12 protein-coding genes are annotated in these 13,166 nt (G+C 35.8%); 11 read left to right on the top strand and 1 reads right to left on the bottom strand.

Annotation, left to right across the window (positions count from 1 at the left end; all coding sequences use genetic code 11):
- The first annotated feature begins 10 nt into the window (after positions 1 to 10).
- From def to CAT7_RS07015, 8 genes are all read left to right on the top strand, one after another.
- Positions 11 to 505 (top strand): peptide deformylase, encoded by a 495-nt coding sequence (gene def / locus CAT7_RS07055; RefSeq protein ID WP_007723768.1) that lies wholly within the window; start codon positions 11 to 13, stop codon positions 503 to 505.
- Positions 502 to 1,455, top strand: a complete 954-nt coding sequence (gene fmt, locus CAT7_RS07050; protein WP_007723766.1) for a methionyl-tRNA formyltransferase — start codon at positions 502 to 504, stop codon at positions 1,453 to 1,455. The genes def and fmt overlap by 4 nt, the downstream gene beginning before the upstream one ends.
- Positions 1,445 to 2,821 carry a 16S rRNA (cytosine(967)-C(5))-methyltransferase RsmB gene (rsmB, locus tag CAT7_RS07045; protein WP_007723764.1) on the top strand — a complete coding sequence of 459 codons (1,377 nt, stop codon included), beginning with the start codon at positions 1,445 to 1,447 and terminating at the stop codon, positions 2,819 to 2,821. Before fmt ends, rsmB begins: the two co-directional genes overlap by 11 nt.
- 199 nt (positions 2,822 to 3,020) lie before the next feature.
- Positions 3,021 to 3,782, top strand: a complete 762-nt coding sequence (locus tag CAT7_RS07040) for a Stp1/IreP family PP2C-type Ser/Thr phosphatase (protein WP_007723762.1) — start codon at positions 3,021 to 3,023, stop codon at positions 3,780 to 3,782.
- Positions 3,769 to 5,751 (top strand): Stk1 family PASTA domain-containing Ser/Thr kinase, encoded by a 1,983-nt coding sequence (pknB, locus tag CAT7_RS07035; RefSeq protein ID WP_007723760.1) that lies wholly within the window; start codon positions 3,769 to 3,771, stop codon positions 5,749 to 5,751. Before CAT7_RS07040 ends, pknB begins: the two co-directional genes overlap by 14 nt.
- Positions 5,752 to 5,894: 143 nt before the next feature.
- The gene (gene rsgA / locus CAT7_RS07025; protein ID WP_007723758.1) at positions 5,895 to 6,797 is read left to right on the top strand and encodes a ribosome small subunit-dependent GTPase A; all 903 of its coding nucleotides are present in this window, start codon (positions 5,895 to 5,897) and stop codon (positions 6,795 to 6,797) included.
- Positions 6,798 to 6,807: 10 nt separating this feature from the next.
- On the top strand, positions 6,808 to 7,458 hold the full coding sequence (rpe, locus tag CAT7_RS07020; RefSeq protein ID WP_007723757.1) for a ribulose-phosphate 3-epimerase: 651 nt from the start codon (positions 6,808 to 6,810) through the stop codon (positions 7,456 to 7,458).
- Position 7,459: 1 nt separating this feature from the next.
- Positions 7,460 to 8,119: a thiamine diphosphokinase gene (locus tag CAT7_RS07015; RefSeq protein WP_007723751.1), complete on the top strand. Its 660-nt coding sequence runs from the start codon at positions 7,460 to 7,462 to the stop codon at positions 8,117 to 8,119.
- A 247-nt stretch (positions 8,120 to 8,366) separates the two neighbouring features.
- Here CAT7_RS07015 and rpmB read toward each other — a convergent pair whose 3' ends face one another.
- Positions 8,367 to 8,555, bottom strand: coding sequence for a 50S ribosomal protein L28 (rpmB, locus tag CAT7_RS07010; protein WP_007723748.1), 189 nt, complete (start codon positions 8,553 to 8,555; stop codon positions 8,367 to 8,369).
- Between the two features lie 257 nt (positions 8,556 to 8,812).
- On the opposite strand from rpmB, the gene CAT7_RS07005 reads away from it, so the two are divergent.
- The 3 genes from CAT7_RS07005 to recG all read left to right on the top strand — a co-directional run bounded on the left by CAT7_RS07005 (position 8,813) and on the right by recG (position 13,155).
- The gene (locus tag CAT7_RS07005) at positions 8,813 to 9,175 is read left to right on the top strand and encodes an Asp23/Gls24 family envelope stress response protein (RefSeq protein WP_007723746.1); all 363 of its coding nucleotides are present in this window, start codon (positions 8,813 to 8,815) and stop codon (positions 9,173 to 9,175) included.
- Between the two features lie 68 nt (positions 9,176 to 9,243).
- Entirely contained in the window at positions 9,244 to 10,917 is a 1,674-nt protein-coding gene (locus tag CAT7_RS07000; protein ID WP_007723744.1) for a DAK2 domain-containing protein, read from the top strand.
- 189 nt (positions 10,918 to 11,106) lie between these two features.
- A complete protein-coding gene (recG, locus tag CAT7_RS06995; protein WP_007723742.1) occupies positions 11,107 to 13,155 on the top strand; it encodes an ATP-dependent DNA helicase RecG in 2,049 nt (682 codons plus the stop codon).
- Positions 13,156 to 13,166: the final 11 nt, after the last annotated feature.

Here is a 13,166-nt window from a genome sequence, read left to right as displayed (position 1 = left end):
AAGGCTAATTATGTCCGTTTTACCGATTCTAAAATACCCTGATCCAATGCTGATTACACCTACAAAAGAAGTAACAGAAATTACAGATGAAATTGTTCAACTATTGGAAGATATGTATGAAACAATGGTTGCAAATGATGGAATTGGGATTGCTGCTCCACAAGTAAATAGCAATCTTAGACTAGCTATCGTAGAAATTGATGAAGAATCAGGCTTGTATGAGATGATTAATCCGCGAATCGTACATGCTACTGGGGAAACAATTGACGTTGAAGGCTGTTTAAGTTTTCCAGAAGTATTTGGGACGATAAAAAGAGCAGATACAATTGTTTTAAGGTACTACGATCGCAATGGGGATGAGTTTGAAGTCGAAGCAGATGACTACCTCTCACGTGCTTTTCAGCATGAGTTGGAGCACTTGGATGGAAAGTTATTTACTGATAAAATCATTCAAAAGATTAACCCAGAAGATTTAGAAAGTTATATGGAGGCGAATTTAGAATGATAAAAATCATATTTATGGGGACTCCTGCTTTTTCAGTCCCAATACTTGAAGCATTAATTGATTCAGAATATGAAGTGATTGCTGTTGTATCCCAACCGGATAGACCTGTGGGTAGAAAAAAAGTATTAACTGCTTCACCAGTCAAAGCTGCAGCAGTTAAGCATGGATTGCCTATTTTTCAACCAGAAAAAATTTCAGGTTCACCCGAAATGGATGCACTAATTGCACTAGAGCCAGATTTAATCGTTACTGCAGCATTTGGGCAATTTTTACCGCAAAAATTATTATCAGTTCCTAAATACGGAGCGATTAATGTGCATGCTTCATTACTGCCTAAATATCGCGGTGGAGCTCCTGTTCACTATGCTCTTATGCAAGGAGAAAAAGAGACCGGCGTTTCTATTATGTATATGGAGAAAAAAATGGATGCAGGAGATATTCTTTCACAAAAATCATTAGAAATTACCAGAGATGATGATGTTGGGACATTATTTGATCGATTAAGTCTGTTAGGTAAAGAATTATTAATGGATACTTTGCCTAAATTATTAGCAGGAGACATTACACCGGTAAAACAAGATGAAGCAAAAGTTACTTTTTCACCCAATATTAAGCGTGAAGAAGAGATGATAGATTGGAATAAAACAGCAACTGAAGTAGATTTTCAAGTTCGCGGCATGCGTCCTTGGCCGGTAGCGTATACGGAGTTAGAAGGAAATAGACTAAAATTATGGGATGTAACGCCTACTGAAGAAGTAACAACGGCTGCTCCTGGAACGATTATACGAATCGAAAAAGAGGCAATCTATTTGGCATGTGGAAATCAAACCGTTTTAAAAATCAACGAAGTCCAACCAGCTGGGAAAAGTAAAATGACTGTTATGGCTTTCTTAAGTGGAGTAGGAAACCAACTAAAAGTTGGAGAAATGGTAGGGGTATATGGAAACTAATCAAGAGCCACAAAAAAGAAATGTCAAAAAAACAAGTCGTTATTTAGCTATGTCAATTTTAGAACGGACTGATAAAACGGGTTCATATTCTAATTTGCTTATTAACGAGGCGATTCAAAAAAATAAGTTGAGTGCAGCTGATGCTCGCTTATTAACCGAATTGGTATATGGCGTTTTGCAACGGAAATTAACTTTAGATTTTTATTTATCTTCATTTCTAGCTGAAGATAAAAAAATTGATATCTGGGTTCGCAATCTATTAAGATTGTCAATTTATCAAATGATTTATTTAGATAAAATACCGGTACATGCGATTTTATTTGAAGCAGTTGAAGTAGCTAAGAAAAAAGGGCATATCGGAATCAGTAAATTTATTAACGGCGTTTTAAGAAACGCTGATCGTAAAGGTTTCTCTAGCATTGAAACAATTAAGGATCCTATGGAACGTTTAAGCATTGAATTGAGCATGCCAAAATGGCTAGTCGAAAAATTCACTGAGGACATTGGCTTAGAAGAAACTAAAAAAATGGGTGAATCTCTGCTTCGTCCGAGCCATTCAAGCGCTCGAGTAAATGAGAAGTTTTTGACAGTGGAAGAAGCTTTAGAAGCTATGGAAGAAGAAGGATTTGACGTTCGTAAAAGTGCTATTTCACCAGTTGGTATCGTCAGTGATGGTGGACATTTTGCTTCCTCTCCTTTATTTCAATCAGGTCAATTAACGATTCAAGATGAATCTTCTCAACTAGTTGCGCCTGCTTTACAACTAGAACCACATCATCAAGTTTTAGATGCTTGTGCTGCGCCAGGTGGAAAAACAACTCATATTGCTTCATATTTATCTGCTGAAGAAGGCGGAAAAGTAACGGCACTTGATCTGCATGAGCATAAAGTAGCTTTGATTACTGAAAACGCCAAAAGAATGCATGTTGAAGATGTTGTTACAGCAATGAAACTGGATGCTAGAAATGTAGACCAAGAGTTTTCTGATGAACAGTTTGATCGCATATTAGTTGATGCGCCTTGTTCTGGTCTAGGATTAATGAGACGTAAACCAGATATTAAGTATACTAAAAAAGAAAAAGACTTATTAAATTTGCAAAAAGTTCAGTTGGGTATTTTAGAACAAGTCGCTCCAAAACTAAAAGTAGGTGGACTTTTAGTTTACAGTACGTGTACAATAGCAAATGAGGAAAATAAAGATACAGTTGACAAGTTTTTATCGTTACACACTGACTTTGAACAAGTTTCTGTCAAAGTTGAAGACTCGCTAACTAGATGTATAAAAAATGGATCTCTTCAACTTTATCCGCATGATTTTGGAACAGATGGCTTTTTTATCAGCTGTCTAAGAAAAGTACAGAAATAAGCGATTCAAAAGTTAAAACAAATAAACGGGAAGTTCTTTTCCCGTTTGATTTGTTTTTTAAGTAATTGTTGAGTATGTCTATTTCTGTATCATTTCACTACGGCTTGTTTATTCAAGCCGTAGTGAAATGATACAGAGAGTGAATAACCAATCGAAATTTTAATAAGAAACAAATTAGTGAAAGGTATGAGGTGGAACAATGGAAGTTGTATTTCGCAGTGATACTGGTAAAAAGAGAAAGAATAATCAAGATTTTGCTGGTTACTTTATCAATAAAAACAATATTATGCTAGCGATTCTTTGTGATGGAATGGGTGGGCATCGAGGCGGAGATGTTGCAAGTGAAATGGCCGTATCTCAATTAGGACATTCATGGGAGGAATCGACTGTTCAGAATGCTGAACAAGTCACACAATGGATGTTGACCAGAATTAGTCGCGAAAACAAACGCATTTTAGAAAAATCACGTCAATTTTCTGATTTGGAAGGAATGGGGACTACGCTTGTTGCAACAGCATTGGTCGATCAAGAATTTGTGATTGCGAATATTGGCGACAGCAGAGGGTACCACTACACTGCCGGACGTTTTAACCAAGTAACTGAAGATCATTCATTGGTTAATGAACTAGTAAAAAGCGGCGAAATTTCTTTGAAAGATGCCGAAAATCATCCTAGAAAAAATGTTTTGACTCGTTCTCTAGGTGTAACAGATGAGATAGATATTGATGTAACGATTTTACCGGCCTTGCCAAATGATCAAATGTTACTTTGTTCAGATGGATTAACAAATATGGTTGAGGATCAAGAGATAAAAGATATTTTAAGCACTAATAAATCGGCTGAAGAAAAAATAGATACGTTGATAGATGTGGCTAATGACCGTGGAGGGTTAGATAACATAACGATCATATTGGTTCAGACAAAAATAGAAGGGAGGGACAGCAGTCATGGAAATGGGTAAAAAGCTAAACGGTCGTTACAAAATAATTGGAACAGTTGGTTCTGGTGGCATGGCAAATGTTTATCTTGCAAGAGATCTTATTCTCGAAAGAGATGTAGCGGTTAAAGTATTGCGCTTTGACTTTAGAGACGATCAAGATACAATCCGTCGATTTAAACGGGAAGCATTAGCTGCAACAGAATTGATTCATCCAAATATTGTAAGTGTATATGATGTAGGAGAAGAAGAAAACAACCAATACATTGTTATGGAGTATATCAAAGGCATGGATTTAAAACATTATATCCATAGTAATTTTCCTATACCCTACCAAAAAGTTCTAGATATTATGAGACAAATTCTTGCAGCCGTTGCAGAAGCTCATAATAATCGGATTATTCATAGGGATCTAAAACCCCAAAATGTTTTAATAGATGAGTCAGGCGTCGTTAAAATAACAGATTTTGGTATAGCAGTAGCGTTATCACAAACGTCTATTACACAAACGAATTCTTTATTGGGATCAGTCCATTATCTTTCGCCAGAACAAGCAAGAGGAGGAATGGCAACCAACCAATCAGATATCTATTCATTAGGGATTATTTTATATGAATTGTTAACAGGAAATGTTCCTTTTGAAGGCGAATCTGCTGTGTCGATTGCTTTAAAGCATTTCCAAGAATCCCTTCCATCAGTGAAAGATTTTGATCATCGTATTCCACAGTCTTTAGAAAATGTTGTTCTTAAAGCAACGGCAAAAGAAACGATTGACAGATATCGTTCCGCTCAAGAAATGGCTGCTGATTTAGCCACCTCTTTATCGCCTAAAAGAATTAATGAATCAAAATTTTCCCCAGCCAGTTTGATGGAGAAAACAAAAATATTGGAACCTATTGTTCCTGTAGCGCCTATTGCTTTAGCCGAAGAGAAAGTAGAACCGTCTAAAAGTGAAAAGCAAACTAAAGAAACAAAAAAAGATAAAAAGCCAAAGAAAAAGAAGTGGAAGATATTTTGGCTTACAGTATTGTTGCTCATACTCATTGTTACAGGTGGAATGGTTGCTTTTGCTCTTTCAGCGCCAAAAGATATCTCTGTACCAGATGTAATAGGAATGTCCGAAAAGGAAGCCAAAGAGGCTCTTTCAACCGCTAATTTGCAAGTTAGCCAGACTATCATAGAGACAAGCGAAGATGTCGAAGAAGGACTTGTAACAAGAACAGATCCTGAAACCGGTACAACTGTTAAAGAGGAAACGGATATTAACTTATATATTAGTTCTGGAAAAGAGACTGTTTCATTTAAAGACTATACAGGTGAACCTTATGAAGAAGTTCGAGCTGAACTGATGGAGCAAGGCTTTACTACTGAACGAGTTGATGAAAGCAGTGATACGGTTCCAGAAGGCTCTATTATTGAACAAAGTATAGCTGAAGATGAAGAGGTTGTTCCAAGTGAAACAACCGTTACATTAACAGTTAGCACGGGCGAAGCTAGATTTGAAATGAAAGATCTAACGGGTTATTCTGAAAAAGGTGTACAAGTCTATGCAGATGAAAATGGGTTGTCTGTAACTTTTAAAGAAGAATATTCTAATGATATTTTAGAAGGACAAGTCATCTCGCAAGACCCTGCAGCAGGAGAACTGTTGTCTAGCGGCGCTTCGTTCTCAGTCGTGATTTCATTGGGTAAAGAACCGGAACAAACATTTTCAAAAACGGTAACGATTCCTTACGCGAAACCCAAAAAAACAGATTCTGAAGCAGCGGTATCTGGCAGCGAATCCCAAGAGTCAGCTCCTATACCAAATGAGATTGTTATTTACATCAAAGATAAAGAACACTCTTTAGAGAATGAATTTCAAAAATTTACGATTACTGAAAATTTTGAAACTGTCATTCCATTTATTCTCCAAGAAGGTGAAACTGGAACGTATCGGATTGAACGTGATGGAGAAGTTATAGATGAAAATACCAATGTTACAATTGACTAAAATGCGAAAGATCAAAGAACTGATTTCAAGTTCTTTGATCTTTTTTTCGTCTAAAATAAATGAAATTTGTATGATTAAAATCTTGCTTTCTGGAGATTCATTCAGTAGAGTAGAACTGAGAGCACGTATTAGGAGGGGTTTTATTGCCGGAAGGTCAAATTAGAAAAGCGTTAAGTGGATTTTATTATGTATATTATAAAGGTGAAACCTATCAAACTAGAGGGAGAGGGAACTTTCGAAAAAGAGATCTAACACCTTTAGTTGGCGATTATGTTTTATTTGAAAGTGGCAATTTAAAAGAAGGTGTCGTGCAAGAACTATTACCTAGAAAAAATGAATTAGTTCGCCCGCCTGTAGCAAATGTTGATATTGGTGTTGTGGTTATGTCAGCTATTGAGCCCAATTTTTCAACGAATTTATTAGACCGCTTTTTGGTCACATTAGAAAGTAAAAGAATCCAAGCCATTATCTACATTAGTAAAATTGATTTATTGACAGATGAAACGTTGCAACAAATAAAAGAAAAACAACGAGAATATGAAAAAATTGGCTATTCAATAGTCGTACCGGAACAAAAAGACAATAAAAAATCATTAGAGGAATTGGTTTCTTATTTTCCTGATAAATTAACAGTCTTTATGGGCCAATCAGGAGCAGGGAAATCGACACTGCTAAATAGCATCGCACCGGATTTGTTGTTGAAAACGGCTGAGATTTCAAGCTCTCTGGGACGTGGGAAACATACAACAAGGCATGTTGAATTATTGCCTTTATATAACGGGTTAGTAGCAGATACTCCTGGTTTTAGTTCAATCGATTTTTTAGAACTTGAGCCAGAAGAACTTTCTGCTTGTTTTCCTGAATTTGTTGAGGTACAAGATGAATGCCGATTCAGAGGATGTATGCACAAAAAGGAACCTGGATGCCAGGTGAAAAAAGAAGTAGAATTAAATACAATACCAGAATACCGCTACCAGCATTATTTGCAATTTTTAAATGAAATTGAAAGTCGAAAACCAAGATATGATAATAAAGATAAGAAATGAGGATGAAATAATGAAACTAGCACCATCTATTTTAAGTGCAGACTTTGCAAATTTAGCAAGAGATATCCGTTTAGTAGAAGACGGAGGGGCTGATTATATTCATGTGGATGTAATGGATGGGCATTTTGTGCCAAACATTACGTTTGGAGCTGACACAGTAGCGGCTATTCGTCCGGTAACTAAACTACCTTTAGATTGTCATTTAATGGTTGAATATCCAGAAAATCACGTTAAGAATTTCGCTAAAGCAGGCGCAGATATTATTACGATACATGCTGAAAGTACGCCTCACATTCATCGGGTGCTTCAATTGATAAAAGATCAAGGTGTTAAAGCCGGAATTGCAGTTAATCCGGGTACACCAATCGAATCATTGATTCATGTATTAGGTTTAGTTGATTTGGTACTAGTTATGACTGTTAATCCAGGTTATGGTGGACAAAGTTTTATTCTTGAAACACTTAAAAAAATACAAGCAGCAAAAGAGTTGAAGGATAGAGAAGGGTATACTTATGAAATCGAAGTTGACGGAGGGATAGCCGAACAGACTGCTAAGCAATGCAAAGAAGCGGGAGCATCTGTTTTTGTTGCTGGTTCTTACATTTATAATGCAGAAGACCCGACAAATCAAATGGCTATCCTAAGGGATGCGGTAAAATAAAATGGGACAACATCTTGCTATTATGGTAGGTGGACCTTGTGAGCAAATTCCATCACTAAAAGACATCCATTCGAAAGAACTCATTTGGATAGGTGTTGACAGAGGAGCTGTTCGTTTATTAGAACAAGGAATTGTTCCACAGATAGCACTTGGAGATTTTGATTCTGTTACAAAAGAAGAATTAAAACACATAAAAAAAGAAATTGCTGATGTTCGAATTTACCAAGCTGAAAAAGATGAAACTGATACGGAATTGGCTGTCCAAATTGCTTTTGATGAATTTAAACCAGAAAGTGTCTCTATTTATGGAACAACTGGTGGAAGAATGGATCATCTGTTAAATAATATCTATATGATATTCCAGCCAAAACTTTTCCAGTATGCTTCTAAAATCCGCTTGTTAGACGTCCAAAATACGATTTCTTATTTTACGTCTGGTACACATAGTTTGACGAAAGAACAAGATAAAAAGTATCTAGCGTTTGTCTGTTTATCTCCAGTGAAACAATTGACAATTAAAGATGCGAAGTATCGTTTAACAAATACAAATTTTGTTCATCCGATTTCTTTGGCAAGTAATGAATTTGTCACTAATACAGTTTCTTTTTCTTTTGAATCAGGAGTAATAGCTGTTATTCAAAGTAAAGATAATGAAACATAAGAATAACGAGTAACAAATTGAGGCTCTGTGTTTTTAGTGCAGAAAGATGAATTTAATTGATGCACAACATTTCTGGAGGAATAGGATGGTTAGCCCTGTGGGCACTCAGGGCGAAATCTATCATGGTTGTAAGCAGTTAAAGTAGCAACACTACGACTAAGAGCTCTAAGTGAATGAAATAGTTGAAAAAAACCAAACAAAAAGAACCTTCTCCATAACGATGGGAAAGGTTCTTTTTTCAGTAAAATTATACGCGTGCAACTTTACCAGATTTAAGAGCTCGAGCAGATACCCAAACTTTTTTAGGTGATCCATCAACCATGATACGAACTTTTTGTAAGTTAGCACCCCAAGTACGTTTTGTTTTGTTCATAGCGTGAGAGCGGTTGTTTCCGCTTCTTGCTTTACGTCCTGTAATTGCACATTCTTTAGCCATTAGTCTTTCCTCCTTTGCCGATATATCGAAGCAAAGCTTCAATCAATACTCATACTTCAATAATTTATCACAATTTACTTGCCTTTGCAACAAGTTTCTTTCAAGGGAATTTACTTGACAGTCTTTTTTAATTCCTTATTGTCGTTTAAATGAGGATTAAATTATGGAAACTTAGTTTTTCTTTTCTTAATCGGTCTGCTATGATAAAATATAGAATAGTAATTTATGGCTTGCTAGCCAAGAGGAGGATTTTTAACATGGCAGTTAAAATCAAAACACAATATGGAACAATAGATATTTCAAACGAAGTTATAGCAACTGTTGTCGGCGGTGCAGCAACCGAAATTTTTGGAATTGTTGGTATGGCAAGTAAAAGCCAAATACGTGATAATTTAAATGATATATTAAAAAAAGAAAATTATTCACGTGGAGTAATTGTGCGACAAGAAGATAATGGTGTAGCAGTTGATATTTATATTATCGTTAGTTATGGAATAAAGATTTCTGAAGTCAGCCGTAATGTGCAAGAGATTGTAAAATACAATTTAGAAACCATGTTAGGTGTTACTGCTAATACTGTAAATGTTTATGTTCAAGGTGTTCGTGTATTAAATGACTAATAAAGAATTATCAAAGAAGAAATAGTTACTATAACGTTAGTGAAAAGTAACTTAGGAGGATATATGTAGTGAAAGTTACAAAATTAGAAGGTAAACAGTTTCGCTTAATGATAGCAACAGGAGCTAATCGTTTAGATAAAAATGCGGAATATGTAAACTCATTAAATGTTTTTCCAGTTCCAGATGGTGATACAGGAACAAATATGAATTTATCATTGGCTAGTGGAGCAAAAGCAGTTTCAAATACAGCTTCTGAAAGTGTCGGCGATTTGTCAGCGGCGCTATCTAAAGGTTTATTAATGGGAGCTCGTGGGAATTCTGGAGTTATTTTGTCTCAATTATTTAGAGGATTCGGTAAAGCTATTGAAAATAAAGAAACGTTGTCTTCTAAAGATTTGTCTGAAGCCTTTACTAGAGGTGTTGAAGCGGCATATAAAGCGGTCATGAAACCCGTAGAAGGTACGATTTTAACGGTAGCTCGTGAATCTGCTAAAGCTGGTGAAAAGAAAGCAAAAGAAACAGATGATGTTGTTGAGGTAATGGAAGCAGTTGTACGCGGAGCTAAGAAATCTTTAGCTAGAACGCCTGATTTACTACCTGTACTAAAGGAAGTTGGCGTTGTGGATAGTGGTGGACAAGGACTATTATTCATTTATGAAGGATTCTTAGAAGTATTATCTGGAAAAGTTATCGAAGAAGATATCCATCAACCATCTGCTCAAGAAATGTCAGAATTGGTTAATGCTGAACACCATAAAAGTGTTTCAAATCACATTCATACTGAAGATATTACATTTGGTTATTGTACCGAAATCATGGTTGAAATTGGCAAAGGTGAAACAGTAGATAGCGAATTTGACTATGATACATTCCGTAACCATTTAAACGAAATCGGCGATTCTTTACTCGTGGTTTCTGATGACGATATCATTAAAGTTCACGTTCATACAGAACATCCAGGCGAAGTTATGAATTATGGTCAAAAATTTGGTTCATTACTCAAAATAAAAGTTGATAATATGCGTGTTCAACATGAAACGATTCTTGAAAATGAGTCGCAACAACCTGTTGTAAAAGCAGCTAAAACACCTTATGGCATTATTGCAGTTGCTGCAGGAGAAGGCGTTCAAAACTTGTTTAAAAGTTTAGGCGTGGACTATGTCATCAGTGGTGGACAAACAATGAATCCAAGTACAGAAGATATTCTTAAAGCGATTGAAGAAGTGAATGCTGAAAAAGTAATCATCTTACCAAATAATAAAAATATCTTTATGGCAGCAGATCAAGCTGCTGAAGTTAGTGACTTATCAGTGGTCGTTATTCCTAGTAAAACAGTGTCACAAGGCATGACTGCTATGCTAGCATTCAATGAATTGAATGATTTAGATACCAATAAGGCTGAAATGATGAATGAATTGGCTAATGTTGTTAGTGGCCAAGTTACGAATGCTGTAAGAGATACAGAAATCGATGGCATGAAAATCAAAAAAGATGATTTTATGGGAATTATTGAAGGGAAAATCAAAGTCTCTCAATCAAACCGTAAAACTGTTACAATTGAAACCTTGAAACAAATGATATCAGAAGATAGTGAAATTGTGACGATTTTACTTGGAGAAGATAGTGATGCAAGTGAAGCTGCTGAAATCGCTGCTGAAATTGAAAAACTATTTGAAGAAGTAGAAGTAGAAATTCATGATGGTCAACAACCAGTCTATCCTTATATCTTGTCGGTAGAATAATTAAAAGACAAAAATAGATCGGGATTTTATTCCATTCCTATTTTTGTCTTTTTTAGTGGTAGTAGATAAATCGATTCGATTGTTCCATACACTAATGTGTAGTTGTCTACTGTGCAAAAAGAATACAATAAGGGAGGTAAGAGACAGATTTAAGCGTAGATTTTATAGCTTTAAATCTGTTGAAAATATATGACTAAATCAATTTATGATTCTGTTTCTGTCCTCCCTTACGTTGGAGAAAAACGTTTAGAGGCTCTGCATCAATTAGGGATTCATACAATCAATGATTTGCTGTCTCATTATCCAATTCGCTATGAAGATATCCAAGAGCGTGATTTATTAGAGATAGAAGATCAAGAAAAGGTCACGTTAAAAGGAAATGTTGTTTCAGAAGCAGTAGTCAGTCGCTTTGGTCCTAAAAAGAATCGTTTGTCGTTTCGTTTAATAATTGAACATGCTGTGATTTCTGTTACTTTTTTTAATCAAGCTTACTTGAAAAGTAAAATCGTGACGGGAGAAGAAATAGCTGTTTTTGGTAAATGGGATGCAAAAAGAAAAAGTTTAACCGGTATAAAAATCTTAGGAACCCGTTCAGATTCTGAAAAGGGAGATTTCGAATCCGTATATAGCGCCAATAAACACATTAAGCAAAGTACTATTTTGCAGTTGATTACTGAAGCATACAACCTTTATCAAGATCACATTCCGGAGGTCGTACCACCGGAATTAAGAATTAAATACAGATTGATTTCTCATCGAGATGCCGTTTATGCCATGCATTTTCCAGCTTCAGAGAAGCAAAAAAAACAAGCTAGAAGAGAAGTTGTATTTGAAGAATTTTTATTGTATCAAATGCGCATGCAAATTGTACGTAAAAAACAAAAAGCAATGGGTAAAGGAAATACACTCAATTACAATGTAACGGATTTGAGAAATTTTATTGAGACATTGCCTTTTGAATTAACAAAAGCCCAGAAACGAGTAGTGAATGAAATCTGTAGCGACTTAAGACAACCTATTCATATGCATCGCCTGCTTCAAGGAGATGTTGGGAGCGGTAAGACAATTGTGGCTGCAATCGCGTTATACGCCGCTACAAACGTCGGTGTCCAATCGGCCTTAATGGTACCGACTGAAATTCTTGCTGAACAACATATGGAAAGTTTGTCGGAATTGTTTAATCCTCTTGAAGTCAGGATAGCTTTGTTGACGGGTTCTACGAAGACAAAAGATCGGCGTTTGATTTTAGAACAATTGGCCAATGGCGAATTAGATGTTCTAATCGGTACACATGCCTTGATTCAACAAGATGTTTATTTTTCTAAATTAGGTTTAGTCATTACAGATGAACAACATCGCTTTGGAGTGAATCAACGAAAATTATTAAGAGATAAGGGTAAAGATGCGGATGTCTTATTTATGACGGCTACTCCCATTCCTCGAACATTAGCTATTACAGCATATGGAGAAATGGATGTATCAATTATTGATGAAATGCCTGCTGGAAGAATCCCAATTCAAACCACGTGGATTAAACCACAAAATTTTGAAAAAACGTTAGAATTTATTGAACTTCAGTTAAGAAAAGGGTCGCAAGCGTATGTTATTTGTCCTTTGATTGAAGAATCAGAAACCATGGATGTTAAAAATGCGACTGATATCTATGAAAAACTAACCGCTTATTATGGCGATCGTTTTCAAGTAGGGTTGTTGCATGGGAAAATGAAATCAAGCGAAAAAGAAAGCACTATGGAAAATTTCAAAGAAAAAAAACTACAGGTCCTTGTTTCGACAACCGTTATTGAAGTAGGGGTAAATGTTCCTAATGCGACGACCATGATCATTTATGATGCCGATCGTTTTGGACTGTCTCAATTGCATCAGTTAAGAGGCCGTGTTGGTCGTGGAGATAAAGAATCTTATTGTATTCTTGTTGCAAATCCTAAAACAGAAAATGGGATGGAACGCATGAAAATAATGACCGAAACAACTGATGGTTTTATACTCAGTGAAAAAGATTTAGAGCTGAGAGGGCCTGGAGATTTATTTGGCAATAAACAATCGGGTTTGCCAGATTTTAAAATTGGAGATATTATAGGCGATTTTGGAGCTTTAGAAGCAGCAAGACAAGAAGCGAATCAACTGGTTAATCAAAAAGATTTCCTTACAAATGAAGTGTACCAACAACTTAGAGAAGCGGTTGGGTTTAATGAATTAGAAGGATTAGATTTCAATTGAGATTCAATCAT

This window comes from Carnobacterium sp. AT7 (assembly GCF_000171855.1).
GTDB classification, from domain to species: domain Bacteria; phylum Bacillota; class Bacilli; order Lactobacillales; family Carnobacteriaceae; genus Carnobacterium_B; species Carnobacterium_B jeotgali.
Note: the sequence above shows the minus strand (reverse complement) of the source record. Positions and strands in the feature narration are given on the sequence as shown.

Excerpts from the sequence above, each read along its gene's own strand:
- CAT7_RS07040 (WP_007723762.1), top strand. The coding sequence starts at position 3,021 with ATGGAAGTTGTATTTCGCAGTGATACTGGTAAAAAGAGAAAGAATAAT.
- rsmB (WP_007723764.1), top strand. The coding sequence starts at position 1,445 with ATGGAAACTAATCAAGAGCCACAAAAAAGAAATGTCAAAAAAACAAGT.
- pknB (WP_007723760.1), top strand. The coding sequence starts at position 3,769 with ATGGAAATGGGTAAAAAGCTAAACGGTCGTTACAAAATAATTGGAACA.
- CAT7_RS07015 (WP_007723751.1), top strand. The coding sequence starts at position 7,460 with ATGGGACAACATCTTGCTATTATGGTAGGTGGACCTTGTGAGCAAATT.
- rpmB (WP_007723748.1), bottom strand. The coding sequence starts at position 8,555 with ATGGCTAAAGAATGTGCAATTACAGGACGTAAAGCAAGAAGCGGAAAC.
- CAT7_RS07005 (WP_007723746.1), top strand. The coding sequence starts at position 8,813 with ATGGCAGTTAAAATCAAAACACAATATGGAACAATAGATATTTCAAAC.
- def (WP_007723768.1), top strand. The coding sequence starts at position 11 with ATGTCCGTTTTACCGATTCTAAAATACCCTGATCCAATGCTGATTACA.
- recG (WP_007723742.1), top strand. The coding sequence starts at position 11,107 with ATGACTAAATCAATTTATGATTCTGTTTCTGTCCTCCCTTACGTTGGA.
- rpe (WP_007723757.1), top strand. The coding sequence starts at position 6,808 with ATGAAACTAGCACCATCTATTTTAAGTGCAGACTTTGCAAATTTAGCA.
- fmt (WP_007723766.1), top strand. The coding sequence starts at position 502 with ATGATAAAAATCATATTTATGGGGACTCCTGCTTTTTCAGTCCCAATA.